Here is a 24,773-nt window from a genome sequence, read left to right on the forward strand (position 1 = left end):
TCACCCGGCGGGCGCAAGGCAAGCGGTAGCAGATTTTTGATTCCATCAACTTTTGACGACTCCAACGGAGAAATGCAATGCGGAAACCCCTTATCGCCGTGCTGATGACCAGCGCCTTTGTCTCGATGACATGCTCGCTGCAAGCGCAGGCGGCCGATCTCATCCAGGTGTACCAGCAGGCGCTGGCCAATGACGCGCAGTACGCCAGCGCGCGCGCGGCCCTGTCGGCCGGGATGGAGCGGGTTCCGCAGGGGCTGGCAGGCTTGCTGCCGCAGATCTCTGCGTCGGGCAGCAATACGCGCGGCAATACCGAGCAGATTGTCCAGAACAATGGGGGCAACAAGATCACCTCGCCGTCCGTGAACGTGCGTACGAATAGCTACAACCTGACCCTGGCGCAACCGCTGTTTCGTTGGGACCGTTGGGAAACCTATCAGCAAAGCAAGCTGGCGCAAGCGATCGCCGAAGCGCAATTTGCGCAAGTCCAGCAAGACTTGATCACGCGCGTGGCGCAGGCGTATTTCGACGTGCTGAGCGCGCAGGACAACCTGGGCGCCACGCAGGCGCAAAAAGTCGCCACGACGGAGCAACTGGCATCGGCCAAGCGCAATTTCGAAGTCGGCACGCAAACGATTACCGACACGCACGAAGCGCAAGCGGCCTACGACCTGGTGGTGGCGCAGGAATTTGCCGCCATCAATGACCTGGCCAACAAACGCAGTGCCTTGCAAACCATCATCGGTGAAGCGCCAACGAATCTGGCGCCGATGCGCACGGGCGTGGTCATCAGCGCGCCGGAACCGGCCGCCATCGAACCGTGGGTGAGCTCGGCGGAAGAGCAGAACTACGGCGTCGTCACGGCCCAGTTCAACGTGGAGTCAGCCAAGCGCGACATCGGCCGCAACCGCGCAGGCCACTACCCGACCCTGGACCTGATTGCCAACACGGGTCATAGCTACACCTCCGGTGGCGGCAATGGCAACGGCAATAACAACAATGCCATCGGCGTGCAGTGGAGCATCCCGATCTTCAGCGGCTTTGCCGTCACCAGCAAGGTGCGCGAATCGATTGCGCTGGAAAACAAGGCCCGCAACGATCTGGAAACGGCACGCCGCACCGCGTCGCAAGGCGCGCGCCAGGCTTTCCTCGGCGTCAACAGCGGCCTGGCGCAAGTCAAGGCGCTGGAAGCGGCGGAAGTGTCGAGCAAATCGGCGCTGGAGTCGAACCAGCTCGGCTACCAGGTGGGCGTGCGCATCAATATCGACGTCTTGAATGCGCAGAAACAATTGTTCTCGACGCAAAAAGACCTGTCGAAAGCGCGCTACGACACCATCATGAACGGCTTGCGCCTGAAGGCCGCGGCCGGCACCCTGAAGGAAACGGATTTGATGCCCGTCAACGCCTTGCTCGACAAGTAAGCGCGGGTTTGTCCTGAAATGAAAACCAGCACCGGCAACGGCGCTGGTTTTTTTTCGTCTTGAGGTGTTTTCACACGGTGCGGCTGTTGGCGATCTGTGTGAGCACGACACCGGCCACCACCAGGCCCGCGCCGGCCCAGTGCAACGGAGAAATATGCTTGACGGCAAAGCCCAGCAAGCCGTAGCGGTCGATGGCCAGCGCGGCCAGCATTTGGCCGCCGATGACGGCCGCCATGAAGGGGCCGGAACCCATGCGCGGCGCCAGCATCAGTGCGGCTGTAATATACAACACGCCGGCCGCGCCGCCCAGCCAGGCCCAGCCCGGCCCGCGCACGGCGAGGTGGAAATCGGGTGCCGGCACGCGCCAGATCAGCATCACCAGCGAAGCGAGCACGGCGCTGACGGCCAGCGAGGCGATGGTGGCCCACAGAGGGTGGCCCAAGTTGCGGCCCAGCGCGGCATTCGCGCCCGCCTGGAAGGGGACGACGGCGCCGGCCAGCATGGCCAGCGGGGCAAATACGGTAATCCATCCTTGCATGTGTGACTCCATCACTGTGAATTGATGGAGTCATCGTATTATGCTGTCATGATTAAATCCAATTCGTAATTTGTCATTCAACTATGCACCAAATGAATAATCTGCGCGCCGTCGATTTGAACTTGCTGGTGATCCTGGAAGCGCTGCTCAGCGAACGCCATCTGTCGCGTGCAGCGCAGCGCTTGCACATGAGCCAGCCTGCCGTCAGCCATGCGCTGTCACGCTTGCGCCATCTGCTCGACGACCCGCTGCTGCTGCGTGGCAAGGGTGGCTTCCAGCCCACGGCGCGCGCTTTGGCGCTGGCGCGGCCGCTGGCCGAAGCCCTGCAAAGCGTGCGCTCCGTGCTGGGCGGCGCCGTCTTCGAGGCGGCCACGACACAACGCGTGTTTCGCCTGGCCATGTCCGACTATGGCGCAGCGTTGATCTTGCCCATCTTGCTGCGCCGTTTGCGCGTGGAAGCGCCCGGCATCGACCTGGCCATCAGCTATGCCAGTCGTCCGGCCGTGGTGGCCGGCGTGCTGGATGGCGAGATCGACCTGGCGCTAGGCGTGTTCCCGCAACTGCCCGAGCAGTTACATAGGGAAACCTTATTTGAGGAAACCTTCGTGTGCGCGCTCGACCCGGCCAGCCTGGCGCCGGATGAAACGCTGAGCCTGACGACCTATCTGGCGCGCCCCCACGTGTTGGTGGCGTCCAGCGAAAGCGGCATGGCGGCCGAAGTCGACGCGGCCCTGGCCCAGCTGGGCCAGGCGCGCCGCATCGCCGTGCGCGTACCGTACTGGACGGTCGCAGCGGATGTCGTGATGGGGACGGATTTGATCCTGACGGTGGCGCGGCGCGCCTTGCGCGGCAGCGCGGCGCAGGGGCTGGCACAGCATTCTGCGCCGTTTGCCATCGCGCCGTTTGCGTTTGAAGTGATACGGCACCGTCGCACGGACGGCGATGCGGGGATAGCCTGGCTGCGCGCCGCGATTGCAACGGCCGCGGGGCCAGGCTGAGGTATTACAAGCCGCCGCCCTGGCCGTCGAACTTGCGTTCGATCAATTCGATCTTGTAACCATCCGGATCGGTAATGAAGGCGATGACCGTGTTGCCGCCCTTGACGGGGCCCGGTTCGCGCGTGACGTTGCCGCCATTTGCGCGCGCCGCATCGCAAGCGGCAACGATGTCATTGGCCGAGATGGCGATATGACCATAGGCCGTGCCCAGCTCGTAGCTGGTGGTGCCATAGTTATACGTCAGTTCCAGTTCCGCGTGGTCGGGATTCGCGCCGTAGCCGACGAAGGCCAGCGTGTACTGGTATTCGGGATTGTCGCTGGTGCGCAGCAACTTCATGCCCAGGACCTTGGTGTAAAAATCGATGGAACGCTGCAGGTCGCCGACCCGTAACATGGTGTGCAAAATACGCATCGTAAATCCTTGATGATGATAGGGGAATGGCAGGATTTTATGCGGTTTATGGCTTTCTTGCTGAGACCGCCCCAGCCGCCCTGGTGCAGGACAGCAGCGGACGGTGACGTCAGTGCCCTGGATTTACTCCAGATGGGCGTCCAAGGTGATTTCCGTGGCTAGCAACTTCGACACGGGGCAGCCCAGCTTGGCGCGCAGGGCCGCATCCTGGAACGCTTCGTCGGTGGCGCCGGGAATGGTCGCCACCAGAGTCAGGTGTACGGCCGTGATGGCATAGCTACCATCGATTTTTTCCAAGCTGACATCGGCCGTGGTTTTCAGGGCCGTGGCGCGCAAGCCCGCTTCGCCCAGCTGGCCGGACAGGGCCATGGTGAAGCAGGCGGCATGGGCGGCGCCGATCAGTTCTTCCGGGTTGCTGCCGGGACCGTCTTCAAAGCGCGTGTTGAAGCCATATGCCACATTGTCGAGCGCGCCGCTTTGGGTAGAAATATACCCTTTGCCATCTTTAAGGCCGCCACTCCAGACGGCTGATCCTGTTTTTTTCATGATGTACTCCTCGCGTGGTTCGAGCGTCCATCATGCGCGCCCCGCCCTTGCCCTTCCGTTCGTTGCGTCACACAGAGGGCGCATGCAGGGGCGCATGGGCGGCGCGCGGCATCGGCTCTCACTGCGCCGGCGTCACGCGCCAGATGACATTGCCCACGTCGTCCGCCACCAGCAGCGCGCCCGCCTTGTCGACAGCCACACCGACGGGGCGCCCTTGCGCCTTGCCGTTCTCGTCCAGGAAGCCGCTGACGACATCGTGTGGCGGGCCGCTGGGCACGCCATTGGCGAAGGGCACATGGATGACTTTATAGCCGCTGAAAGGTTTGCGGTTCCACGAGCCGTGCTGGCCGATGAAGGCGCCACCCCGGAAGCGGGCGGGCAGCAAGGTGCTGTCATAAAACGCCAGTCCCAGCGAGGCCGTGTGCGCGCCAAGCGCGTAATCGGGCGCGATGGCGGTGGCCACCAGTTCGGGGCGCGGCGGCTTGACCCGCGCATCGACGTGCTGGCCGAAATAACTGTAGGGCCAGCCATAGAAGGCGCCGTCCTTGACGGAGGTCATGTAGTCCGGCACCAGGTCGTTGCCCAGCTCGTCGCGCTCATTGACGGTAGTCCACAGGGCGCCCGTTTTGGGTTGCCAGGCCATGCCGTTCGGATTGCGCAAGCCCGTGGCGTACACGCGTGCCTTGCCCGTCGCCCGCGTGACTTGCCAGATGGCGGCACGGCCGTCTTCGGCCGCCATGCCGTTTTCGCCCACATTGCTGTTCGAACCGACGGAAACATAGAGAAATTTGCCATCGGTGCTGGCGACGACGTTCTTGGTCCAGTGGTGGTTGATGGGCCCGCCCGGCAAATCCATCACCTTGACGCCCGGCGCCGTGATGGCCGTTTGCCCGGCGACGTAAGGAAAGCGCATCAGCGCATCGGCATTGGCGATGTACAGCTCGTTGCCGACCAGGGCCATGCCGAACGGCGAGTTCAATCCTGGCAGGAATACGCTGCGCGTGTGCGCCACGCCATGTGCATCGATGCCGCGCAGCAGGGTAATCCGGTTGGCGCTGGGCGTGGCGGCGCCTGCCTTCTTCATCTGCATTTGCATGATGGCGCCCTTGATGCCCTTGCTGTCGTCCGGTTTCGGCGGCGCATTCGTTTCCGCGACGAGCACGTCGCCATTCGGCAGCACGTACAGCCAGCGCGGATGGTCAAGGTCGCGCGCATACGCATGGATGGCCAGGCCCGCCGCGACCACGGGGCGCTGCGCGGCTGTCCAGCGCTGCACGGGCGCCACCTTGACGGTGGGAATGAATTGCTTGTCCGGTGCTGGCAGGGCGGGTTGCGGGCCAAAGCCCACGGGCATGGCGGGCGCCTGGGCGTGGGCCACAGTCGTGCCGCAGGCAGCGGCCAGCAGGAATGAACAGACGTAACGGTGCATGGCGTACTCCATAACGCTACCAGTGCGAGTAGCAGTGCGTGAAAGTTCGATTCAGCGCGTCTTCTTTGGTTCCAGCTGCGCGTCGGGGCGGGCCTGCTGCGGCGCGGCCGGCTTGACCTTTTCCACGCCGGGCTGGGCGCGCCGGTCGGTATCGACCAGGCCGCGTTCCAGGTCGCTGGCCGCCTGTTGCATGATTTTGCGCGGGCGCACGTCTTGCGCGTCGGGCGACTCATCGCGCTCGTGCGGCAGACGGTCGACACCGTCATTTTTAACCTTTTCATCGGTATTGATCTTGCGTTCACTTGGTGGGGTAACCATATGGCCTCCTGACAGTAAAGATGAATGAGCTCAGTGTCCTGCCGCGCCAGGCCGCCTGCAAGCGGATATGTGCATGCTGAGAGCGCTGGCGCACGCATGGACGATTCTTTTTCTGCGCTACACTGCGTGCAACACCAAGAACGCCCCTTGCAGGCACACGTCCGCCGCACTATACTGTTCATATATACAGTATAATGCGATGGCGGCGTGCGACGCGACAGCCTGGGGCGGCTTGCCACTGAATTCATTTCCGAGACTCTTATGCCCGTCGATACACACGCCGAACAGCGCGCCGAACAGCCAGCCGCTACCTTGCCAGCCCCGGGCGAGCGCTTCAACCTGGGCGCCAAGACCATCGCCCTGGTTGTGCGCCAGAATACGGATGGCATTGCCGAGCCCGTGAAAAGCATCGTCGATTTCCTGCAAGTGCTGGGCCATACGGTAGTCTTTGAGGCGGAGACGGCAGCGCACCTGAATCTGGCGTTTCCCGGCGTGCGCGCCATGTCGCCGGCCGAGATCGGTGCTGCCGCCGATTGCGCCATCGTCATGGGCGGCGACGGCACCATGCTGGGCATTGCGCGCCAGCTGGCGCCATTCGACGTCCCCTTGATCGGTATCAATCAAGGGCGCTTGGGTTTCATGACGGATATCCCAATCGAGCGCATGCTGCCCGTGCTGGCGCAAATTCTCGGTGGCCGCTTCAAGGCCGAACGCCGCACCTTGCTCGAAGGCAGTGTGCTGCGCGACGGCGTATCGATTCACGTGGGCATGGCCGTCAACGATGTCGTCGTCTCACGCGGCGGCGGCGCCGGCATGGCTGAATTGCGCGTCGAAGTCGATGGACACTTCATGTACAACCAGCGTTCGGATGGCTTGATCATTTCCACACCCACGGGCTCGACCGCGTACTCGCTGTCGGCCGGCGGCCCCTTGCTGCACCCTACCCTGGGCGGCATCGTGCTCGTGCCGATCGCCCCGCATGCGCTGTCGAACCGCCCCATCGTCCTGCCCGACTCCAGCCAGATCGTCGTGGAAATCGTGCGCGGGCGCGATATCAGCGTCAATTTCGACATGCAGACCTTTGCCAGCCTGGTGCAGCAAGACCGCATCCTCATCCGCCGTTCGCCGCACACGATTACCTTCCTGCATCCGGAAGGGTGGAGTTACTACAACACCCTGCGTGAAAAATTGCACTGGAATGAGTACCCGTCGGGCGAGGGCAAGCTCAGCTAACAGTTTTCCACGTCAACCCGCGGTGCGCCGCCTAACCACAGAAGCCATGCTCCATACACTGTCCATTCGCGATTTTGTCATCGTCGATACTATTGAACTGGAATTTTCCGCCGGCTTCAGCGTGCTGACGGGGGAGACGGGCGCCGGCAAGTCCATCCTCATCGATGCGCTGACCCTGGCGCTGGGCGGACGCGGCGACGCCAGCGTGGTGCGCGAAGGCGCGGCCAAGGCCGACATCACGGCCGATTTTTCCGTCAGCGAGGTGGCGCAGGCCTGGCTGGTGGCACATGAGTTCGCCAACGACGATGGCGGCGCCCTGTTGCGCCGCGTGATCGACAATGCCGGCCGCTCGAAGGCGTATATCAACGGCATCCCCGCCACGGCCGCGCAGTTGCGTGAACTGGGCGACATGCTGGTCGATATCCACGGCCAGCACGCGCACCAGTCGCTGCTGAAAAGCGAGGCGCAGCGCGCCCTGCTCGATGGCCAGGCAACGGCGCGCGAAGCGGGCGTGGAGCAGGATGCGCGGCAGGTGGCGGCGCTGCACAAGCGCTGGCGCGCCCTCGTGCGCCAGCGCGAAGAATTTGAAACGAATGCCGCCAACGTGCTGTACGAGCGCGAACGCCTGGAATGGCAAGTGGGCGAACTGGAAAAATTGGCGGCCAAGCCCGGCGAGTGGACGGACATCACGAACGAACACAGCCGCCTGTCGCACGCGGCCAGCCTGCTGGAAGGGGCGCAGGAAGCCCTGTCCCTCATTTCCGAGTCGGAAGACCACCCCATCGTGTCGCAACTGTCGGCCTTGAACCAGAAGCTGGGCAAGCTGGTGTCCGTGGACGCGGAATTGCAGCCGATCGTCGACCTGATCGAATCGTCGCGCATCCAGCTGCAGGAATCCGTGTACGCGCTGAACAACTACCTGGACCGCGTGGAACTGGACCCTGAGCGGCTGCACCAGCTCGACGCGCGCATGGAAGCCATGCACAGCACGGCCCGTAAATTCCGCGTCACGCCCGAAGAGCTACCGGAGGAACACGCCAAGCTGTCGGAAAAGCTGCAACACTTGGCCGACGCTTCTGACATCGAAGGCTTGCTGCGCCAGGAAGCGAAGATCGAAGCGGAATACCGCGTCGTCGCGGGCCGCCTGTCGGCCACGCGCCAGGCGGCGGCAGTGGAGCTGGGGCACGCCGTCACGCGCGCCATGCAGGAACTGAGCATGACGGGCGGCAGCTTCGAAATCGCCCTGCACCCATGCGTACCGGCCGCCCACGGGCTTGAGCAAGTGGAATTTCTCGTCGCCGGCCATGCGGGCACGGCGCCCCGCTCGCTGGCCAAAGTGGCGTCCGGCGGCGAACTGGCGCGCATCGCGCTGGCGATTTCCGTCATCACCTCGCACGCTACCACCACGCCGACCCTGATCTTCGACGAGGTCGACAGCGGCATTGGCGGCGCCGTCGCCGAAGTGGTGGGGCGCCTGCTGAAACGCCTGGGGCAGGGACGGCAAGTATTGTGCGTGACTCATTTGCCGCAAGTGGCCAGCCAGGCGAACCAGCATTTTCAGGTGGCAAAAAGCACCCTGGACAATGGCAAGACGGCTTCGCGCATCGACATGCTCGATGCCAAGGCCCGTGTGGAAGAAGTGGCGCGCATGCTGGGCGGCCTGGAAATCACGGCCACCACGCGCAAGCACGCGCGCGAATTGCTGGCGATTTGACCTGGGACCTGACGGGCGTGCTGCCTTCGCCAAGCAGTACTCCCCGATGTTGACGCAATGTAACTATAATGGTTGGCCACTCCATCCAACGCCTTAGAAGAGCCTTCATGTCATTTCAAACAGAACCGCCGTACACGCATGGCAGCATCGACCGCAGCGCCGTGGTGCTGGTCAACCTGGGCACGCCCGATGCGCCGACCTCGTCGGCCGTGCGGCGTTACCTGAAGCAATTTTTGTCCGATCCCCGCGTGGTGGAGATTCCCCGCGTCGTCTGGTGGTTCATCCTGAACCTGATTATTTTGCCATTTCGCTCTGGCCAGTCGGCCAAAAAATACGCGTCGATCTGGACGCGCGAGGGTTCGCCCTTGAAAGTGCATACGCAAAAGCAGGCCAAATTGCTGGCCGGCGCCCTGGCCGAGCGTGGCCATGACGGCGTGATGGTGGCCATGGCCATGCGCTACGGTTCGCCTTCCTTGCCCGACGTGCTGGCCAGGCTGAAAAGCGAAGGCTACGAGCGCATCGCCATCCTGCCAGCCTATCCGCAATACTCGGGCACGACGACGGGCTCCATCTATGACGCCGTGTTCGCTCATTACACCACAGTGCGCAATGTGCCGGAATTGCGTTTTATTAAGCAGTATCACGAGCACGACACGTATATCGACGCCTTACGCGATTCCGTGTTGAATCACTGGGAAGCGCATGGCCGTCCAGAAAAACTGGTGATGAGTTTTCATGGTGTGCCCAAGCGCACCTTGCTGCTGGGCGATCCGTACCACTGCCAATGCCTGAAAACGGCGCGATTGCTAGCGGAAAAGTTAAAGTTAAGTAAAGAGCAATATGTGGTGACCTTCCAGTCGCGCTTTGGCAAGGCCGAATGGCTGCAGCCGTACACGGCACCTACCCTGGTGGCCTTGGCGCAACAGGGCGTTAAGCGCGTCGACCTGCTGTGCCCGGGCTTTACCAGCGATTGCCTGGAAACGCTGGAAGAGATCGCCATGGAAGCCAAGCATGATTTCGAAACGGCCGGCGGCCAGCATTTCCATTACATTGCTTGCCTGAACGAAACGCCAGCCTGGATCGCGGGCATGGCGGAAATTGCCGAACAGCACATGATTGGCTGGCCGACGATGAAGACGGCGCCGCAGCGCGAGGCCGACAAGAAAGCGGGCGAGCATGCGCGCGCTGCGGCCCTGGCGCTGGGCGCGGCGAATTAACGGGTATTGCCATTTGCGCAATAAAAAGCCGCGCTTGCGCGGCTTTGTCATGTCTGGTGTGAGCAAGGCACTATCCAGATAGTAGCGCTGCCAATGGCGATGGCGGCGGCGGGGCTGGTAGAATGCCCGCTTTGCCGTGGGAAGCCTGCAACATCAAGGGGGCGCGCACGGATCGCTGCCCGAAATGGGAAGTGCTTTGTAATAAGCTGTAACATGCAACGATGTAATCGCTGGTTTTAGCATGAATACCCCTTGAAACAATAGGATATAGCCCCATCTGCCCGACAGTGTTGTAAAGATAATTAGACCAACTCATTTAAGTCATTGATTGTAGGAGCTTTCTAGATGCAAGATCAGGAAAACCAAGCTATACCAAATCCGCAAGCGGACGCCGCGGCTCCCGCAGAACCTACTTTGGAAGAGCAGCTGGCGAGTACCGAAGCGCGTCTTGCAGAGATGCACGATGCCTTCATGCGCGCCAAGGCCGATGGTGAAAATATTCGCCGCCGTGCGCAGGAAGATGTTGCTAAAGCGCATAAATTCGCAGTGGAAAGCTTTGCCGAAGCCATGGTGCCGGTAAAAGACAGCCTGGAAACGGCGCTGACGGTGGAAGCACCGACCATCGAATCGCTGAAAGAAGGCGTCGAGCTGACCCTGAAGCAACTGAACGCCGCGTTCGAGCGCAACCGCCTGGTGGAAGTATTACCGGTGCAGGGTGAAAAGCTCGATCCGATGAAACACCAGGCCGTTGCCGTGGTGCCAGCGGAGCAGGAAGCCAATACCATCGTGTCTGTCCTGCAAAAGGGCTATATGATTGCAGACCGCTTGCTGCGCCCAGCCATCGTAACGACCGCGCAAGCAAAATAATCAGAGGGCGGCATCAAGCAAGCCTTGAAACCATGCCGCTTTGCCACATATAAGAACCATCTGAAATCTAGCAAATAAAAGGAAATAAATCATGGGTAGAATTATCGGTATCGATCTGGGAACCACGAATTCCTGCGTTTCCATCATGGAAAACGGTCAACCAAAGGTAATCGAAAACGCTGAAGGCGCACGCACGACGCCGTCGATTATTGCTTATCAAGAAGATGGCGAAATTCTCGTCGGCGCGCCAGCGAAACGCCAGGCCGTGACGAATCCGAAAAACACGCTGTACGCAGTCAAGCGTTTGATCGGTCGCAAGTTCGACGAAAAAGAAGTACAAAAAGACATCGCGCTGATGCCGTACCAAATCATGAAAGCCGACAACGGCGATGCATGGATCGGCGTACGCGACAAAAAACTGGCGCCGCCACAAATTTCCGCTGAAGTGCTGCGCAAGATGAAGAAAACGGCAGAAGACTACCTCGGTGAAGAAGTTACCGAAGCCGTTATCACCGTGCCTGCATACTTCAACGACTCGCAGCGTCAAGCCACCAAGGATGCCGGCCGTATCGCTGGCCTGGACGTCAAGCGCATCATCAACGAGCCAACCGCGGCAGCGCTGGCGTTCGGCCTGGACAAGACCGAAAAAGGCGACCGTAAAATCGCCGTGTATGATTTGGGTGGCGGTACGTTCGACGTGTCGATCATCGAAATCGCAGATGTTGATGGTGAGAAACAATTTGAAGTGCTGTCGACCAATGGTGACACCTTCCTGGGCGGCGAAGACTTCGACCAGCGCATCATCGATTACATCATCGACGAGTTCAAGAAGATCAACGGCATCGATCTGAAAAAAGATCCGATCGCTCTGCAGCGCATCAAGGCTTCGGCCGAGCGCGCGAAGATCGAACTGTCGTCGTCGCAACAAACCGAGATCAACGAGCCGTACATCGCCATGGCGAATGGCGCGCCGGTCCACCTGAACCTGAAGATGACCCGCGCCAAGCTGGAATCGCTGGTGGAAGAGCTGATCATCGCAACGATGGAACCTTGCCGCATCGCCATCAAGGATGCCGGTGTAAAAGTGTCCGACATCGACGACATCATCCTGGTCGGCGGCATGACCCGTATGCCGAAGGTGCAGGAAAAAGTGAAGGAATTCTTCGGCAAAGATCCACGCAAAGACGTGAATCCGGACGAAGCCGTGGCAGTGGGCGCAGCGATTCAAGGTTCGGTCCTGTCGGGCGAACGCAAGGACTTGCTGTTGCTGGACGTCACGCCTTTGTCCCTGGGTATCGAAACCCTGGGCGGCGTGATGACCAAGATGATCCACAAAAACACGACGATTCCGACCAAGTTCAGCCAAGTGTTCTCGACGGCGGACGACAACCAGCCTGCGGTGACCATCAAGGTCTTCCAGGGTGAGCGCGAAATCGCTGCCGGCAATAAAGGCCTGGGTGAATTCAATTTGGAAGGCATTCCACCATCGTCGCGCGGCACGCCGCAGATCGAAGTGACCTTCGACATCGACGCCAACGGCATCTTGCACGTCGGCGCGAAAGACAAGGCCACCGGCAAGGAAAACAAGATCACGATCAAGGCCAATTCCGGCTTGACCGAGGCTGAAATCCAGAAGATGGTGAAAGACGCCGAGTTGAACGCGGAAGAAGACAAGAAGGTCAAAGAATTGGCCGAGTCGCGCAACCAGGCCGATGCTCTGGTACACTCGACCCGGAAATCCTTGACCGAATACGGCGACAAGCTCGATGCGGGCGAGAAAGAGAAGATCGAAGCGGCTATCACAGACCTGGAAGCAAGCATCAAGGCGGGCGACAAGGCTGAGATCGACGCCAAGGTGGCTGCACTGTCGAGCGCATCGCAGAAGCTGGGCGAAAAAATGTATGCCGACATGCAAGCGCAGCAAGCTGCCGGCGGCGCGGAAGGTGCACAGCAAGCCGCTGGCGCATCGGACGCAGGCGCCAAACAAGATGACGTTGTTGACGCTGACTTCAAAGAAGTCAAAGACAGCAAGTAATGAAGTAATGTCTTGCGCTCCCATGAACTGGGGGCAGCCGGGCTGAACGCTACATCGCGGGATTAGCCGCGAAGACCGGCCGAGCCGAGTCGTTGCCCAGTGCAGCACTCGACTCGGCTTTTTCGTGTAATTTTTACATCAGTAGATAGACTGCAAGGTGCCGACAACATGGCAAAGCGTGATTTTTACGAGACACTCGGTGTCGCAAAAAATGCTTCGGAAGAAGAGATCAAAAAGTCTTACCGTAAACTGGCGATGAAATACCATCCGGACCGCAATCCGGATAGTAAGGAATCGGAAGAAAAGTTTAAGGAAGTCAAAGAAGCTTACGAGATGCTGACCAATCCGGAAAAGCGCGATGCGTATGACCGCTATGGTCACGCTGGCGTGGACCCGAATATGGGCGGCGGTGGCGGCTTCGGCGGCGGTGCTGGCGGCTTTGCCGACAGCTTCGGCGATATCTTCGGCGACATCTTTGGCGGTGGCGGTGGACGCAGCCGCAATGCCGGACCACAGGTGTACCGTGGCGCCGACTTGCGCTACAACCTGGAAATTACACTGGAGCAAGCTGCGCACGGCTTCGACACGACCATCCGCGTGCCGAGCTGGGACAAGTGCGACACGTGCCACGGTAGCGGCGCCAAGCCGGGTACTTCGCCGACCACCTGCGGTACTTGCGGTGGTCACGGGCAGGTGCGCATGCAGCAAGGTTTCTTCAGCATCCAGCAAACCTGTCCGAAATGCCATGGCAGCGGCAAGGTCATCACCGACCCCTGCACGCCGTGCGGCGGCGCCGGTCGCATCAAGCGCAACAAGACGCTGGAAGTGAAAATTCCAGTCGGTATCGACAACGGCATGCGTATCCGCTCGTCCGGCAACGGCGAACCGGGCACGAATGGCGGCCCGGCGGGCGACCTGTATGTGGAAATCCACATCAAGCCGCACGCCGTGTTCCAGCGCGAAGGCGACGACCTGCATTGCGAAATGCCGATCTCGTTTACCAAGGCGGCCTTGGGCGGCGAAATCGAAGTGCCTACCCTGAACGGCAAAGTGTCGTTCACGATTCCTGAAGGTACCCAGTCGGGCAAGACCTTCCGCCTGAAAGGCAAGGGCATCAAGGGCGTGCGCTCCGGTTACGCGGGCGACCTGTTCTGCCACGTGGCCATCGAAACACCGGTGAAGCTGACGGAAAAACAAAAAGACCTGCTGCGCGACTTTGAAAAGTCGACCACCGAGGGCGGTGCCAAGCACAGTCCGCAAAGCAAGACCTGGAAAGACAAGGTCAAGGACTTTTTTGAGTAAGCACACGTAACACCATGCGCCGGGATGCTTAAACATCCCGGCGTTTTTTTCACTACGACTGAGAAAATGCGCACATCGCCGGCCTACGGGCGCGATCTGCCGCCCTCAGTCGTACTCACATAATGGGAGCGATATGACCGAACCGAAAAATGGCCAGGCCCTGGCGGAACTGCTGCAGCGCAACCGCCGCTGGGCCGACTCGATGGTGGCGAAAGACCCGAACTTCTTCAAGAACCTGGAAGCGCAAACGTCGCCCGAATACCTGTGGATCGGCTGTTCCGACAGCCGCGTGCCCGCCAACGAACTGCTGGGCATGGCGCCTGGCGACGTATTTGTCCACCGTAACATTGCCAATGTGGTCGTGCACTCCGACCTCAATTGCCTGTCCGTCCTGCAATTTGCCGTGGACGTGCTGAAAGTCAAACATGTCATCATCGTCGGCCATTACGGCTGCAAGGGCGTGCATGCGGCCATGACGGGCACGCGCATCGGCCTGGTCGATAACTGGCTGCGCCACGTGCAGGACGTGGGCCAGAAGCATGAACGCTACCTGGGCGACGTGCTGACCAGCCGCCAGCGCGGCGACCGCCTGTGCGAACTGAATGTGGTCGAGCAGGTCTTGAACGTGTGCCAGACCACCATCGTGCAAGATGCGTGGGAACGGGGCCAGGAACTCAGCGTCCATGGCTGGGTCTATGGCTTGAAGGATGGTTTGCTGAACGACCTGGAAGTGACGGTCACGGCTGGCCACGAGCTGGCGCCGCGCATGGCGGCCCGCCTGGCTCGCTACGAAGCAACGGCGTAAGCAGCGCCGGCGCCGCGCCAGATCCCTGGCCACGCCGATGCCTGTCGCAGCGTGGCGCAACGCGCCGCGCATATCCATATAGTAAATGCTTCGTTTGCAAGGAACGCCGGCCGGCATACAGTGGACTTCCCCAGACTCTTGGCGAATTCCCATGTCGGCCGTCCTGAAACCCTTGCAATCCACCAGCCATTTCCGTATCGAGACGTTCGATGCGCCGCTCGGCGCGCAAGTGCTGGGGCTGGACCTGGCGCAGCCGCTGTTGCTGGGCGACTTCCAGCGCCTGCACCATGCCCACCTCGACCATCACGTGCTGGTGTTCCGCAACCAGCGCATCACGCCGCAGCAACAAGTCGATTTCAGCCGCCGCTTCGGTCCCCTGCAAATCCACGTGCTGCGCCAGTTCCAGCTACCCACGCAACCGGAAGTGCTGATCATCTCGAACATCGTCGAAGATGGCCAGCCCATTGGCCTGGGCGACGCGGGCCATTTCTGGCATTCCGATTTGTCGTACAAGCAAGTGCCCAGCCTCGGCTCCATGCTGCACGCGCAAGAGTTGCCGGAAGAGGGCGGCGATACCGTGTTTGCGAATATGCACCTGGCCTGGGAAAGTTTGCCGGCCGCGCTGCGCCACGCCGTGCGCGGCGCCCGCGCCGAACACAGCTATCTGAGCCAGTATGAGGAGTTGCGCCGCCGCAACCCATGGCGCCCCGCCCTGACGCAGGCGCAGATCGATGAAGTCAAACCGGTCACCCATCCCGTGGTGCGCGTGCATCCGGAAACGGGACGGCGCGCCCTGTTTGTCAGCGAACATTTCACCACGCGCATCGTCGGCCTGCCCGAGGATGAAAGCCGCGCCCTGCTCGACGAACTGTTTGCCCACAGCGTGCGCCCCGAACACCTGTATGTGCACCGTTGGCAGCCGCATGACCTGGTGTTCTGGGACAACCGCTCGCTGATGCATCTGGCGACGGCTTGCCCGCCCGAGCAGCGCCGCAAACTGTATCGCACCACCATCGAAGGCGATGTGCCGTACTGATTTTTGTCTGTTGATCTGACCCAAGGAGTGTCCATGTTGCCGATCTTTACCTTTGCCCGCCGCCGCCTTTTCGCCACTATCGCCATGCTGTGTTTGACAGGCATGGCAATGCCCATGGCCCGGGCCGAAGGCCAGATCCGCATCGCCGGCCAGCACGGTATCACCTTCTTGCTGCTCAACATTGCGCAGGAACAAAAGCTGATCGAAAAGCATGGCAAGCAGCAGGGTGTCGACGTGAAGGTCGAGTGGATCACCTTGTCCGGCGGACCCGCCATCAATGACGCTTTGTTGTCGGGCAATATCGATATCGCGGGGGCTGGGCTGGGGCCGCTGCTGACGATATGGGACCGTACGAAAGGCCGGCAGAATGTGCGCGGCGTGGCGTCTTTGGGCAATTTCCCCTACTACTTGATCAGCAACAACCCGAAGGTGAAAACCCTGGCGGACTTGACGGACAAGGACCGCATTGCCTTGCCCGCCGTGTCTGTCTCCGTGCAGGCGCGCATCTTACAGATGGCCGTGGCAAAGCAGTGGGGCGACAAGGAATTTGCCCGTCTGGATAAAATCACGCAAACCTTGCCGCACCCGGATGCGGCCGCCGCCATCATCGCCGGCGGCACGGAGTTGAGCGGCCACTTCGGCAACTCGCCGTTCCAGGAGCAGGAACTGGCGCAGAACCCGAACGCCCACATCATCTTGAACTCTTACGACGTGCAAGGTGGACCCAGCTCGTCGACCCTGCTTTATGCGACGGAAAAATACCGCAAGGATAATCCCAAGACTTACCGCGCCTTTATCGCCGCGCTGGCGGAAGCGGCGCAGTATGCGAGCAGCAACCCGCAGGGTGCGGCCGACATCTATATCAAGGTCAACAAGAGCAAGGTGGACCGCAACTTGCTGCTGAAAATCTTTGCCAACCCGCAAGTGCAATTCAAGATTGCACCGCAAAATACCTATGGCCTGGCGCAATTCTTGCATCGCGTGAGCGCCATCCGCAACCTGCCCGACAGCTGGCGCGATTACTTCTTTGACGATCCTGCCATTACACAAGGAGGCTGACATGAACGCACCGGCTTTTCACCTGGTACGCCCGCCCGCGACGGTGGCACCCCTGCTCAGCGTGAAACATGTCAGCCTGGAGTACCGCACGGAACAGCGCACGGTGCGCGCCACGCACGACGTCAGTTTCGACGTATTTCGCGGCGACCGTTTTGTGTTGCTGGGGCCATCGGGCTGCGGCAAATCTTCGCTCTTGAAAGCCGTGGCCGGTTTCATCGCGCCGCGCGCGGGCAGCATCGCCATGCAAGATAAGATCATCACAAAGCCGGGGCCGGACCGTGTCGTCGTGTTCCAGGAATTCGACCAGTTACCGCCGTGGAAAACCGTGCTGGAAAACGTCATGTTCCCCTTGCTGGCCAGCAAGCGGCTGGACAAGGTGGCGGCCCGCGAGCGCGCCCATCACTGGATCGCCAAGGTGGGCCTGGCCGGCTTTGAAGATGCCCATCCGCACACCTTGTCGGGTGGCATGAAGCAGCGGGTGGCCATCGCGCGCGCGCTGGCTATGCAGCCGGAAGTGTTGTTGATGGACGAGCCGTTTGCCGCCCTCGATGCCTTGACGCGGCGCAAGATGCAAGAAGAGCTGAGCCGCTTGTGGGAAGAGTTGCGCTTTACCCTCGTGTTTGTCACGCATTCGATCGAGGAAGCGCTGGTGGTGGGCAACCGCATCCTGCTGCTGTCGCCCCATCCTGGCAGGGTGCGCGCAGAACTGAACAGCCATCAGTTCGGCTTGCACAGCGCAGGCAGTGCGCAATTCCAGGCCGCCAGCAGCCGCATCCACGGCTTGCTGTTCGATGAAGACGCAACGGCTGCCCCGCAAGCCGCTAGCGCGCAGCGGGAGGGCGTATGAACGTGCTGCTGGAACCGCCGATCCGCCAGGAATTCGTATATGCGGCGCCGCCACCTGTCGGCGTCACCATCGAGCCGCCGCTGTCGCGCTGGCAGCGCTGGAGTCAGCACGCGCTGTGGCGCAAGGTCTTGATTCTGCTCAGCCTGGCTTTGCTTTGGGAGGGCGCGGCGCGCTGGACACACAACGATTTACTCTTGCCCAGCTTTCTGCAGACGGCGCAGGCGTTTATCGGCGGCATCGCCAGTGGTGAATTGCTCACTCGTACAGCCGCCTCCCTGGTCGTCTTGCTGCAAGGCTATGCGGTGGGTGTGCTGGCCGCCTTCGTGCTGACCCTGCTGGCCGTGTCCAGCCGCATCGGGCGTGACCTGCTGGAAACCCTGACGGCCATGTTCAACCCCTTGCCGGCGATTGCCCTGCTGCCGCTGGCCCTGCTGTGGTTCGGCCTGGGGCGCGCCAGCTTGATCTTCGTCATCGTCCATTCCGTGATGTGGCCGCTGGCATTGAATACGTATGCCGGCTTCCAGAGCGTGCCGGAAACCCTGCGCATGGCGGGCCGCAATTACGGGCTGAGCGGCTTGCGCCTGGTGCTGCACATCCTCGTGCCGGGCGCCTTGCCCTCCATTGTCTCGGGCTTGAAGATCGGCTGGGCGTTTGCCTGGCGTACCCTGATCGCCGCCGAGCTGGTATTTGGCACGACATCTGGGCAGGACGGCCTGGGCTGGTATATTTTTCAGAACCGCAACGAGTTGTACACGGACAAGGTATTCGCGGGCCTGGCGGCCGTCATCGTCATCGGGCTGCTGGTGGAAAACATCGGCTTTCGCAGCCTGGAACGCGTCACTTTGAAACGCTGGGGCATGCAACGGTAGTTGTCACGATAACTACTTCAGCATGCTGCGCGCCGCCGCGATGATTTGCCGCGACAGCTGCTCCATGCGCGGCGACTGCACTTTCCACGTGTGCCAGTACAGGGCCACGTCGGCCGGTGTCTTGGGCGTGAGCATTTCCACCAACTCGCCATCCGTGTTCGCCTTCAGCAGCAGCTCGGGCACCATGCCGTAGCCGAGGCCGTAGCGGATGGCGTTGAAGTGCGAGGTGGCGCCCGGCACGTAATGGCAGGGGTAGGCCCCTTCTGGTAAGCCCAGCGCCTCTTGCAGGAACGATGATTGCAAGGTGTCCTTGCGCGTGTAAGCGACGACGGGCGCCGTGCGCGCCGCCTTGCGCGTCAGGCCGTGCGCGAACCACTGCTGGCGGAACGCGGGCGTGGCCACCAGCCAGTAGCGCATCACACCCAGCGATTCCGCCGTGCAGCCGCGCATGGGTTTGGGCTCCGTGCTGATGCAGCCAATCGCCATGCCCGTTTCCAGCAAAGTATACGTGTGGTCCTGGTCTTCCACGGTCAGGTCCAGCAGCACGCGCTCGCGTATCAGCACCTCGGACAGGGCCGGGAAGAACCAGGTACCCATCGAATCCGCGTTCAGCGCCAGCACCAGGGTCAGCGGGGCATCCTGCTGCACCGCCAGTTCCGCCTGCAAGTCCGCTTCCAGTAGTTTGGCACGTTTCAGGTACTGCATCAGGCGCTGGCCCATGCGTGTGGCGCGCGCAGGACGGCTGCGCACGATCAAGGCATTGCCCAGCTGACTTTCCAGCGCCCGCACGCGCTGAGAAATGGCGGGCGAGGTCAGGTGCAGCCGCAGCGCCGCCTGCTCGAAGCTGCCCGTTTCGACAACGGCGCGGAACGCTTCCGTGTGCTTGGGATTCAGGTTCATGGTGTGCGCCTAACATAAGAAAAATTTATCAATACTAAATAATACTTACTTTTGATAAGGATAGGTGTGTTGCAGTGCACAATGCCTCTTTGATGGAGTGCGGCATACCCGTATGCGGCCTCCTGGCAGCAAGGGAATATCACCATGGAAGCACAAGCGAACGACACGACCACCCGCAAGTCGCCATCCAAGCTGGCGCGCAATCTGAAATTCGGCCTGGGCATGACCCTGGGCCTGGGCATGGCCGCCGCGCTGGCGGGCGGCTGGTGGCTGCGCCAGGCATGGCAGGATTTGCCGGCCGTCGAGCACCTGGCCCAGTACAAGCCTGCGCTGCCGCTGCGCATTTTCTCCAGCGAAGGCGAGCTGCTGGCCGAATACGGCGAAGAGCGCCGCGAATTTTTGCCCTTGAAGGAGATTCCGCTGCGCATGCGCCAGGCCTTGCTGGCCATCGAGGATGCGCGTTTCTACGAGCATGGCGCCGTCGATTTCTATGGCTTGACGCGCGCCACGCTCGCCAACATCGTCACAGGCCACCATGCGCAGGGCGCCAGCACCATCACCATGCAGGTGGCGCGCGACTTTTTCCTGTCGCGCGAAAAGACCGTGCAGCGCAAGCTGACGGAGATGCTGCTCGCCTACAAGCTGGAACAGCACTACGGCAAGGACAAGCTGCTGGAACTGTATATGAACCAGATTTACCTGGGCGAGCGTTCCTACGGCTTTTCCGCCGCTTCGAATATCTATTTCGACAAGCCCCTGGCCGAGGTCAGCATCGCCGAAGCGGCCATGCTGGCGGGCTTGCCGAAAGCGCCGTCGGCCTATAACCCCGTCGCCAATCCGCAGCGCGCCACCGTGCGCCAGCACTACATCCTGCAGCGCATGCGCGAACTCGGCTACATCACGCCAGCCGAATTTGACGCCGCCGTGGCGGAAAAACTGGCCCTGAACAAGGACCGTAACAGCTCCGTGCACGCGGCCGCGTATGCGGTCGAGGAAGCGCGGCAGTTGATCCTGCAAAGCTATCCCGAAGGCGCCTACAGCATGGGCCTGGACGTGACGACCACCATCCGCATGGCGCCGCAGCGGGCGGCCGACAAGTCGCTGCGCGATGGCTTGCTGAACGCGCAGGCGCGACGCGGCTATCGTGGCCCGGAAGCGCGCCTGGCTGCCTCCGAAGACAGCTTGGCGCGCCAGCTAGCCGCCTATCCGGATAGCGGAGATTTGCGTGCCGCGCTGGTGCGCAAAGTCGATACTGCTGGCAAGCGCCAACTGACGGCGCAGCTACGCAATGGCGACGAGATCGTGCTCACGGCATCGGATGCGCGCCTGGGCGGCAAGCTGCAATGGGATGGCAAGCGCGCCATCGTCGAGGGCAGCGTGATTCGCGTGGTGCACGACGCGGCAAAGAAGCGCTGGCTGGTGAGCCAGCTGCCAGAGATGGAAGGCGCGCTCATTTCCGTCGATGCGCACAGCGGCGAAATCGTCGCCATGGCGGGCGGCTTCGATTTCTACCGCAACCACTACAACCACGCCATGCAGGCGTACCGCCAGCCCGGCTCCAGCTTCAAGCCCTTCGTGTATTCGGCGGCGCTGGAAAAGGGATATTTCCCAGGCACCGCCGTGGACGATACGCAGCGCTTGCTGCTGCCGCAGGAAACGGGAGCGCAGCCGTGGCGTCCGCGCAATTACGCCAACAACTATGAAGGTTTCATCAGCGTGCGGCGCGGCCTGGTACGCTCGAAAAACCTGGTGGCCGTCAGCCTGATGCAGGCGGCCGGCCCCGCCTACGTGCAGCACTACGCCACGCGCTTCGGCTTCGAGGGCGCGCGCAATCCCGTCTCCCTGCCGCTGGCGCTGGGCGCGGGCGCCGTCACGCCGCTGCAACTGGCGCAGTCGTATGCGGTGTTCGCCAACGGCGGCATGCAGATGCCGCCGAAATTGATCAAGGAAGTGCGCAGCCGCAGCGGCGAAGTGCTGTTCAGCGATGCGGCGCCACGCGCCAAGGGCGAACCGGCACCGGGCACGCAAGTCATCACCACGCGCAATGCCTACGTCATGGACAGCATGCTGCGCGACGTCGTCAAGCGCGGCACGGGACGCGGCGCGCTGGCGCTGGGACGCGGCGACGCGGCCGGCAAGACGGGGACATCGAACAATGCGTATGACGCCTGGTTCGCCGGCTATTCCTCGGGCCTCGTGTCTGTCGTCTGGCTCGGCTACGACCAGCCGAAAAGCCTGGGCAACGCCACCGGGGGGACTTTGGCGCTGCCTGTCTGGCGCGACTACATGCAGGTGGCAGTACAAGGCCGCCGCGAACAGGTGCTGGCCGAACCGCCAGGCCTGGCGTTGCTCGACGGCGATTACGTGTATGCCGAATACCTGGCCGGCGACTGCCTGAAGGATAACTTTGCCTTTATCCACAGCAGCGTCAGTTGTGGCAGTGGCGATGCGGATACGCGCATGGCGCACGGTGACGCTGGCAATGGCGGCAATGGCGGCTCCAGCACGGGCACGAGTGAGGCGCGCACCTTGAGCGAAGCGCGCGAACGCGAACAAATTCTCAAATCATTTTCGGAAGAGTAAGAGCATGTTGCTATATACGATTTACCTGGTGGCGATTGTCGCCGAAGCGATGTCCGGCGCCATCATGGGCATGCGGCGCGGCATGGATTTGTTCGGCATCTGCATGATCGGCACCGTCACGGCGCTCGGTGGCGGCACCGTGCGTGACGTGCTGCTCGGGCACTATCCGCTGGGCTGGATCGCGCATCCCGAGTACCTGCTGTTTACCATCGGCGCGGCTGTCGTCACGGCCTTTGTCGCGCGCTACCTGCACCATCTGCGCGCCATCTTCTTGCTGGTCGATGGACTGGGGCTGGTGGCGTTTTGCGTGATCGGTTGCGACATCGCCATGTCGGCCAAGATGCATCCAGCCATCGTCGTGCTGGCGGGGATGATCACGGGCGTCTTCGGCGGCTTGCTGCGCGATATTCTGTGCAACCAGATTCCCCTCGTGCTGCAGCGTGAAGTGTATGCCACCGTGGCGCTGTTTACGGGCAGCCTGTATGTCGGACTGCTGTATTTCAAGGTCGACAGCTCGGTGGCGCAGCTGGCGTCCATCGGCGCCGGCTTCCTGTTCCGTTTCCTGGCCCTGCACTTCGAGTGGCGCTTGCCGAATTTCAATGGCGACCGCATACGGGGATTTGAGTAAGGCAGCAGCCGCGTAAATATTTTCACGCACATTTAACCCCTTTTTCTGCGCCGCTGCGTTTCATGTTTGACACCCCAGCCAACCGGAGAAGAAGCGATGTCCAGCGCCCTCAAGATCACCCTGATACTGTCCCTGCTGCTGTCGGCAGGCTGCCACGCCGCCGGCACGGCACCGCGCAAGACGCTGGCGCCGTTCGCCAGCGAGCAGGCCTTGAGCAGCTATTTGCAGCAGTTGCAGGCGCGCCAGGCGGCCCTGCAAAGGGAACAGCAGAAACTGCAGCGCGCGACGGCGCAGTATTCGGCGCAGTACACGGCGGCGGCGCCGGCCCCTGTCGCACCGATGGCGGCGAAAGCCGTGCCGGCAGCTTCGGCAGAAGCGGCGGAATCCATCACCAATGTGCAGACGGCGGGCGTGGACGAAGGCGGCATCGTCAAGCTGCATGGCAAGCACCTGGTGATGCTCCGACGCGGTAAGCTGTTTACGGTGCAGGTAGGCGGCAATGCCCTGCAACCCGTCGCCGTGCTCGACGCGTTCGCGCCGGGCAGCGATCCGTCGGGCAGCTGGTATGACGAGATGCTGATCGATGGCGATACGGTGGTGGTCATCGGCTACAGCTACAGCCGTGGCGGCACGGAGATTGGCCTGTTCGACATCGCGGCCGACGGCAAGCTGGCCTACCGCTCCACGTATCACTTGCGCTCCAACGATTATTATTCCTCGCGCAATTACGCCAGCCGGCTGATAGGCAGCAAACTGGTGTTCTATTCTCCCCTGTCGTTGAACTTGCGCCGGGGCGACCCGTTCGGCGGCTTTCCTGCGCTGCGTCGCTGGCGTCCCGACGCCGTGCCGTCCGACTTCAAGCGCATCGCCCCTGCCACGCGCATCTATCGTACCGATGAGGAGCCCGAAGTTGGCGCCGGCCTGACCCTGCACACGGTCACCGTGTGCGACCTGGCGCAGCGCGACATGCGTTGCGAAGCGACGGCCGTGATGGGACCGCAGGGCCGCGCATTTTATGTGTCGGGCGAGTCCGTATTCGTGTGGACCACGCGCCGGGGCCGCGACTCGGGCGTGTTCCGCATTCCCCTCGATGGCAGTGCGCCCAGCGCCCTGAAAGTGGCGGGCGCGCCCGTCGACCAGTTCTCGTTCCTGGAAAGCGTGGATGGCCACCTGAACGTCTTGCTGCGCGCCGAGGGCCAGGGCGACGCCATGTGGGATGGTGCGCGGGGCCGCGGCGACATGGCCCTGCTGCGCGTGCCGTTGACGTCGTTTTCCGATGGCCGCGACAGTGCGCCCGCCAGCAGCTACAAGCCTCTGCCCGGTGGTGGCGGTTACGGCTTGCAGAACCGCTATGTGGGAGCGTATCTGTTGTACGGCAATCCGGGCAATGGCGGCGGGCGACAGGCAGACCAGTCCTGGCCGCGCCAGCCCCTGTATGCCGTGCGCTGGGCCGATGCGGGCAGCGTGCAAGCTTTATCTCTGCCGCACGGCGTGGAGCGCATCGAGGCGCTGGGCAATGATGCCGTGGTGATCGGTGCGCAGGGCAAGGATTTGCACTTCAGCAGCATCCGCCTGGGGGCGCAGGCGTCCGTCGCCACGCGCTACATCCGCGCCGATGCGGCGCAGGGAGAGTCGCGCAGCCACGGCTTTTTCTACAAGCCGCAAGCGCAAGACGAAGGCATGATCGGGCTGCCCATCCTGGGCGCGGATGAGCGGCCCGGCTTGAACCGGCCGGCCGCTTCCATCCTGTACCTGCGCAACAGCGGCTTGCAATTGACGGAACTGGGTGCGCTGGCCACACGGCCCGGTCCATCACCGGATGACGGCTGCCGCGCATCCTGCGTGGACTGGTATGGCAATGCGCGCCCCTTGTTCCTGCAGGGCCGCGTCTTCGCCCTGCTCGGCTATGAATTGGTGGAGGGGGCGCTCAAGGTGGGACAGATCCGCGAAGTGCGCCGCATCAGTTATGCGCCCATTGCGTCCACTGTACGCTGAAGGCGCAGGGAAATTGTCGCTGCC

General features: G+C 61.9%; 22 protein-coding genes. 16 read left to right on the plus strand and 6 right to left on the minus strand.

What is annotated here, in order from left to right; all coding sequences use genetic code 11:
- The first annotated feature begins 77 nt into the window (after positions 1–77).
- Positions 78–1,418 carry a TolC family outer membrane protein gene (locus tag ACQ4W7_RS13365; protein ID WP_426071806.1) on the plus strand — a complete coding sequence of 447 codons (1,341 nt, stop codon included), beginning with the start codon at positions 78–80 and terminating at the stop codon, positions 1,416–1,418.
- 70 nt (positions 1,419–1,488) lie between these two features.
- Here ACQ4W7_RS13365 and ACQ4W7_RS13370 read toward each other — a convergent pair whose 3' ends face one another.
- On the minus strand, positions 1,489–1,956 hold the full coding sequence (locus ACQ4W7_RS13370; RefSeq protein ID WP_436531052.1) for a DMT family transporter: 468 nt from the start codon (positions 1,954–1,956) through the stop codon (positions 1,489–1,491).
- 92 nt (positions 1,957–2,048) lie between these two features.
- Between ACQ4W7_RS13370 and ACQ4W7_RS13375 the strand changes: the two genes are divergently transcribed.
- The gene (locus ACQ4W7_RS13375; protein ID WP_436531054.1) at positions 2,049–2,954 is read left to right on the plus strand and encodes a LysR substrate-binding domain-containing protein; all 906 of its coding nucleotides are present in this window, start codon (positions 2,049–2,051) and stop codon (positions 2,952–2,954) included.
- Between the two features lie 4 nt (positions 2,955–2,958).
- Here the strand turns inward: ACQ4W7_RS13375 and gloA are convergent, their stop codons facing one another.
- The 4 genes from gloA to ACQ4W7_RS13395 all read right to left on the minus strand — a co-directional run bounded on the left by gloA (position 2,959) and on the right by ACQ4W7_RS13395 (position 5,659).
- Positions 2,959–3,366: a lactoylglutathione lyase gene (gloA, locus tag ACQ4W7_RS13380; RefSeq protein ID WP_436531056.1), complete on the minus strand. Its 408-nt coding sequence runs from the start codon at positions 3,364–3,366 to the stop codon at positions 2,959–2,961.
- Positions 3,367–3,489: 123 nt separating this feature from the next.
- Entirely contained in the window at positions 3,490–3,912 is a 423-nt protein-coding gene (locus ACQ4W7_RS13385; protein WP_426071809.1) for an OsmC family protein, read from the minus strand.
- 118 nt (positions 3,913–4,030) lie between these two features.
- Positions 4,031–5,341: a PQQ-dependent sugar dehydrogenase gene (locus ACQ4W7_RS13390; RefSeq protein ID WP_436531058.1), complete on the minus strand. Its 1,311-nt coding sequence runs from the start codon at positions 5,339–5,341 to the stop codon at positions 4,031–4,033.
- 51 nt (positions 5,342–5,392) lie between these two features.
- Positions 5,393–5,659 carry a hypothetical protein gene (locus ACQ4W7_RS13395; protein ID WP_426071811.1) on the minus strand — a complete coding sequence of 89 codons (267 nt, stop codon included), beginning with the start codon at positions 5,657–5,659 and terminating at the stop codon, positions 5,393–5,395.
- 261 nt (positions 5,660–5,920) lie between these two features.
- Here ACQ4W7_RS13395 and ACQ4W7_RS13400 point away from each other — a divergent pair, with 261 nt between their 5' ends.
- The 11 genes from ACQ4W7_RS13400 (at position 5,921) to ACQ4W7_RS13450 (ending at position 18,643) form a co-directional block, all read left to right on the plus strand.
- Positions 5,921–6,892, plus strand: coding sequence for an NAD kinase (locus tag ACQ4W7_RS13400; RefSeq protein ID WP_426071812.1), 972 nt, complete (start codon positions 5,921–5,923; stop codon positions 6,890–6,892).
- A gap of 46 nt (positions 6,893–6,938) precedes the next feature.
- Entirely contained in the window at positions 6,939–8,606 is a 1,668-nt protein-coding gene (gene recN, locus ACQ4W7_RS13405) for a DNA repair protein RecN (RefSeq protein ID WP_426071813.1), read from the plus strand.
- A 107-nt stretch (positions 8,607–8,713) separates the two neighbouring features.
- Positions 8,714–9,823, plus strand: coding sequence for a ferrochelatase (hemH, locus tag ACQ4W7_RS13410; RefSeq protein ID WP_436531061.1), 1,110 nt, complete (start codon positions 8,714–8,716; stop codon positions 9,821–9,823).
- Between the two features lie 345 nt (positions 9,824–10,168).
- Positions 10,169–10,690: a nucleotide exchange factor GrpE gene (gene grpE / locus ACQ4W7_RS13415; RefSeq protein WP_426071815.1), complete on the plus strand. Its 522-nt coding sequence runs from the start codon at positions 10,169–10,171 to the stop codon at positions 10,688–10,690.
- 91 nt (positions 10,691–10,781) lie between these two features.
- On the plus strand, positions 10,782–12,725 hold the full coding sequence (gene dnaK, locus ACQ4W7_RS13420; protein ID WP_436531063.1) for a molecular chaperone DnaK: 1,944 nt from the start codon (positions 10,782–10,784) through the stop codon (positions 12,723–12,725).
- Positions 12,726–12,893: 168 nt separating this feature from the next.
- The gene (gene dnaJ, locus ACQ4W7_RS13425) at positions 12,894–14,027 is read left to right on the plus strand and encodes a molecular chaperone DnaJ (RefSeq protein WP_219115251.1); all 1,134 of its coding nucleotides are present in this window, start codon (positions 12,894–12,896) and stop codon (positions 14,025–14,027) included.
- 133 nt (positions 14,028–14,160) lie between these two features.
- Positions 14,161–14,832, plus strand: coding sequence for a carbonate dehydratase (gene can / locus ACQ4W7_RS13430; protein WP_426071816.1), 672 nt, complete (start codon positions 14,161–14,163; stop codon positions 14,830–14,832).
- Between the two features lie 151 nt (positions 14,833–14,983).
- On the plus strand, positions 14,984–15,868 hold the full coding sequence (locus tag ACQ4W7_RS13435; RefSeq protein WP_436531065.1) for a TauD/TfdA dioxygenase family protein: 885 nt from the start codon (positions 14,984–14,986) through the stop codon (positions 15,866–15,868).
- An 84-nt stretch (positions 15,869–15,952) separates the two neighbouring features.
- Positions 15,953–16,927 carry an ABC transporter substrate-binding protein gene (locus ACQ4W7_RS13440; protein WP_436531343.1) on the plus strand — a complete coding sequence of 325 codons (975 nt, stop codon included), beginning with the start codon at positions 15,953–15,955 and terminating at the stop codon, positions 16,925–16,927.
- Position 16,928: 1 nt separating this feature from the next.
- A complete protein-coding gene (locus ACQ4W7_RS13445; RefSeq protein WP_426071819.1) occupies positions 16,929–17,774 on the plus strand; it encodes an ABC transporter ATP-binding protein in 846 nt (281 codons plus the stop codon).
- Positions 17,771–18,643, plus strand: a complete 873-nt coding sequence (locus ACQ4W7_RS13450) for an ABC transporter permease (RefSeq protein WP_436531067.1) — start codon at positions 17,771–17,773, stop codon at positions 18,641–18,643. Before ACQ4W7_RS13445 ends, ACQ4W7_RS13450 begins: the two co-directional genes overlap by 4 nt.
- 12 nt (positions 18,644–18,655) lie before the next feature.
- Here ACQ4W7_RS13450 and ACQ4W7_RS13455 read toward each other — a convergent pair whose 3' ends face one another.
- A complete protein-coding gene (locus ACQ4W7_RS13455) occupies positions 18,656–19,543 on the minus strand; it encodes an HTH-type transcriptional regulator ArgP (RefSeq protein WP_436531069.1) in 888 nt (295 codons plus the stop codon).
- Positions 19,544–19,687: 144 nt separating this feature from the next.
- Here ACQ4W7_RS13455 and ACQ4W7_RS13460 point away from each other — a divergent pair, with 144 nt between their 5' ends.
- The 3 genes from ACQ4W7_RS13460 (at position 19,688) to ACQ4W7_RS13470 (ending at position 24,749) form a co-directional block, all read left to right on the plus strand.
- Positions 19,688–22,126 carry a penicillin-binding protein 1A gene (locus ACQ4W7_RS13460; RefSeq protein ID WP_436531071.1) on the plus strand — a complete coding sequence of 813 codons (2,439 nt, stop codon included), beginning with the start codon at positions 19,688–19,690 and terminating at the stop codon, positions 22,124–22,126.
- Positions 22,127–22,130: 4 nt separating this feature from the next.
- Positions 22,131–22,754 carry a trimeric intracellular cation channel family protein gene (locus tag ACQ4W7_RS13465; protein ID WP_070254674.1) on the plus strand — a complete coding sequence of 208 codons (624 nt, stop codon included), beginning with the start codon at positions 22,131–22,133 and terminating at the stop codon, positions 22,752–22,754.
- Between the two features lie 96 nt (positions 22,755–22,850).
- On the plus strand, positions 22,851–24,749 hold the full coding sequence (locus tag ACQ4W7_RS13470; protein WP_436531072.1) for a beta-propeller domain-containing protein: 1,899 nt from the start codon (positions 22,851–22,853) through the stop codon (positions 24,747–24,749).
- Positions 24,750–24,773: the final 24 nt, after the last annotated feature.

Origin of the sequence: Janthinobacterium algoris, assembly GCF_051380935.1 — a bacterium.
Classification (GTDB): domain Bacteria; phylum Pseudomonadota; class Gammaproteobacteria; order Burkholderiales; family Burkholderiaceae_D; genus Janthinobacterium.

Bases quoted from the DNA above. Each gene is read 5' to 3' on its own strand.
- ACQ4W7_RS13365 (WP_426071806.1), top strand. From the start codon at position 78: ATGCGGAAACCCCTTATCGCCGTGCTGATGACCAGCGCCTTTGTCTCG.
- ACQ4W7_RS13370 (WP_436531052.1), bottom strand. From the start codon at position 1,956: ATGCAAGGATGGATTACCGTATTTGCCCCGCTGGCCATGCTGGCCGGC.
- ACQ4W7_RS13375 (WP_436531054.1), top strand. From the start codon at position 2,049: ATGAATAATCTGCGCGCCGTCGATTTGAACTTGCTGGTGATCCTGGAA.
- gloA (WP_436531056.1), bottom strand. From the start codon at position 3,366: ATGCGTATTTTGCACACCATGTTACGGGTCGGCGACCTGCAGCGTTCC.
- ACQ4W7_RS13385 (WP_426071809.1), bottom strand. From the start codon at position 3,912: ATGAAAAAAACAGGATCAGCCGTCTGGAGTGGCGGCCTTAAAGATGGC.
- ACQ4W7_RS13390 (WP_436531058.1), bottom strand. From the start codon at position 5,341: ATGCACCGTTACGTCTGTTCATTCCTGCTGGCCGCTGCCTGCGGCACG.
- ACQ4W7_RS13395 (WP_426071811.1), bottom strand. From the start codon at position 5,659: ATGGTTACCCCACCAAGTGAACGCAAGATCAATACCGATGAAAAGGTT.
- ACQ4W7_RS13400 (WP_426071812.1), top strand. From the start codon at position 5,921: ATGCCCGTCGATACACACGCCGAACAGCGCGCCGAACAGCCAGCCGCT.
- recN (WP_426071813.1), top strand. From the start codon at position 6,939: ATGCTCCATACACTGTCCATTCGCGATTTTGTCATCGTCGATACTATT.
- hemH (WP_436531061.1), top strand. From the start codon at position 8,714: ATGTCATTTCAAACAGAACCGCCGTACACGCATGGCAGCATCGACCGC.
- grpE (WP_426071815.1), top strand. From the start codon at position 10,169: ATGCAAGATCAGGAAAACCAAGCTATACCAAATCCGCAAGCGGACGCC.
- dnaK (WP_436531063.1), top strand. From the start codon at position 10,782: ATGGGTAGAATTATCGGTATCGATCTGGGAACCACGAATTCCTGCGTT.
- dnaJ (WP_219115251.1), top strand. From the start codon at position 12,894: ATGGCAAAGCGTGATTTTTACGAGACACTCGGTGTCGCAAAAAATGCT.
- can (WP_426071816.1), top strand. From the start codon at position 14,161: ATGACCGAACCGAAAAATGGCCAGGCCCTGGCGGAACTGCTGCAGCGC.
- ACQ4W7_RS13435 (WP_436531065.1), top strand. From the start codon at position 14,984: ATGTCGGCCGTCCTGAAACCCTTGCAATCCACCAGCCATTTCCGTATC.
- ACQ4W7_RS13440 (WP_436531343.1), top strand. From the start codon at position 15,953: ATGCTGTGTTTGACAGGCATGGCAATGCCCATGGCCCGGGCCGAAGGC.
- ACQ4W7_RS13445 (WP_426071819.1), top strand. From the start codon at position 16,929: ATGAACGCACCGGCTTTTCACCTGGTACGCCCGCCCGCGACGGTGGCA.
- ACQ4W7_RS13450 (WP_436531067.1), top strand. From the start codon at position 17,771: ATGAACGTGCTGCTGGAACCGCCGATCCGCCAGGAATTCGTATATGCG.
- ACQ4W7_RS13455 (WP_436531069.1), bottom strand. From the start codon at position 19,543: ATGAACCTGAATCCCAAGCACACGGAAGCGTTCCGCGCCGTTGTCGAA.
- ACQ4W7_RS13460 (WP_436531071.1), top strand. From the start codon at position 19,688: ATGGAAGCACAAGCGAACGACACGACCACCCGCAAGTCGCCATCCAAG.
- ACQ4W7_RS13465 (WP_070254674.1), top strand. From the start codon at position 22,131: ATGTTGCTATATACGATTTACCTGGTGGCGATTGTCGCCGAAGCGATG.
- ACQ4W7_RS13470 (WP_436531072.1), top strand. From the start codon at position 22,851: ATGTCCAGCGCCCTCAAGATCACCCTGATACTGTCCCTGCTGCTGTCG.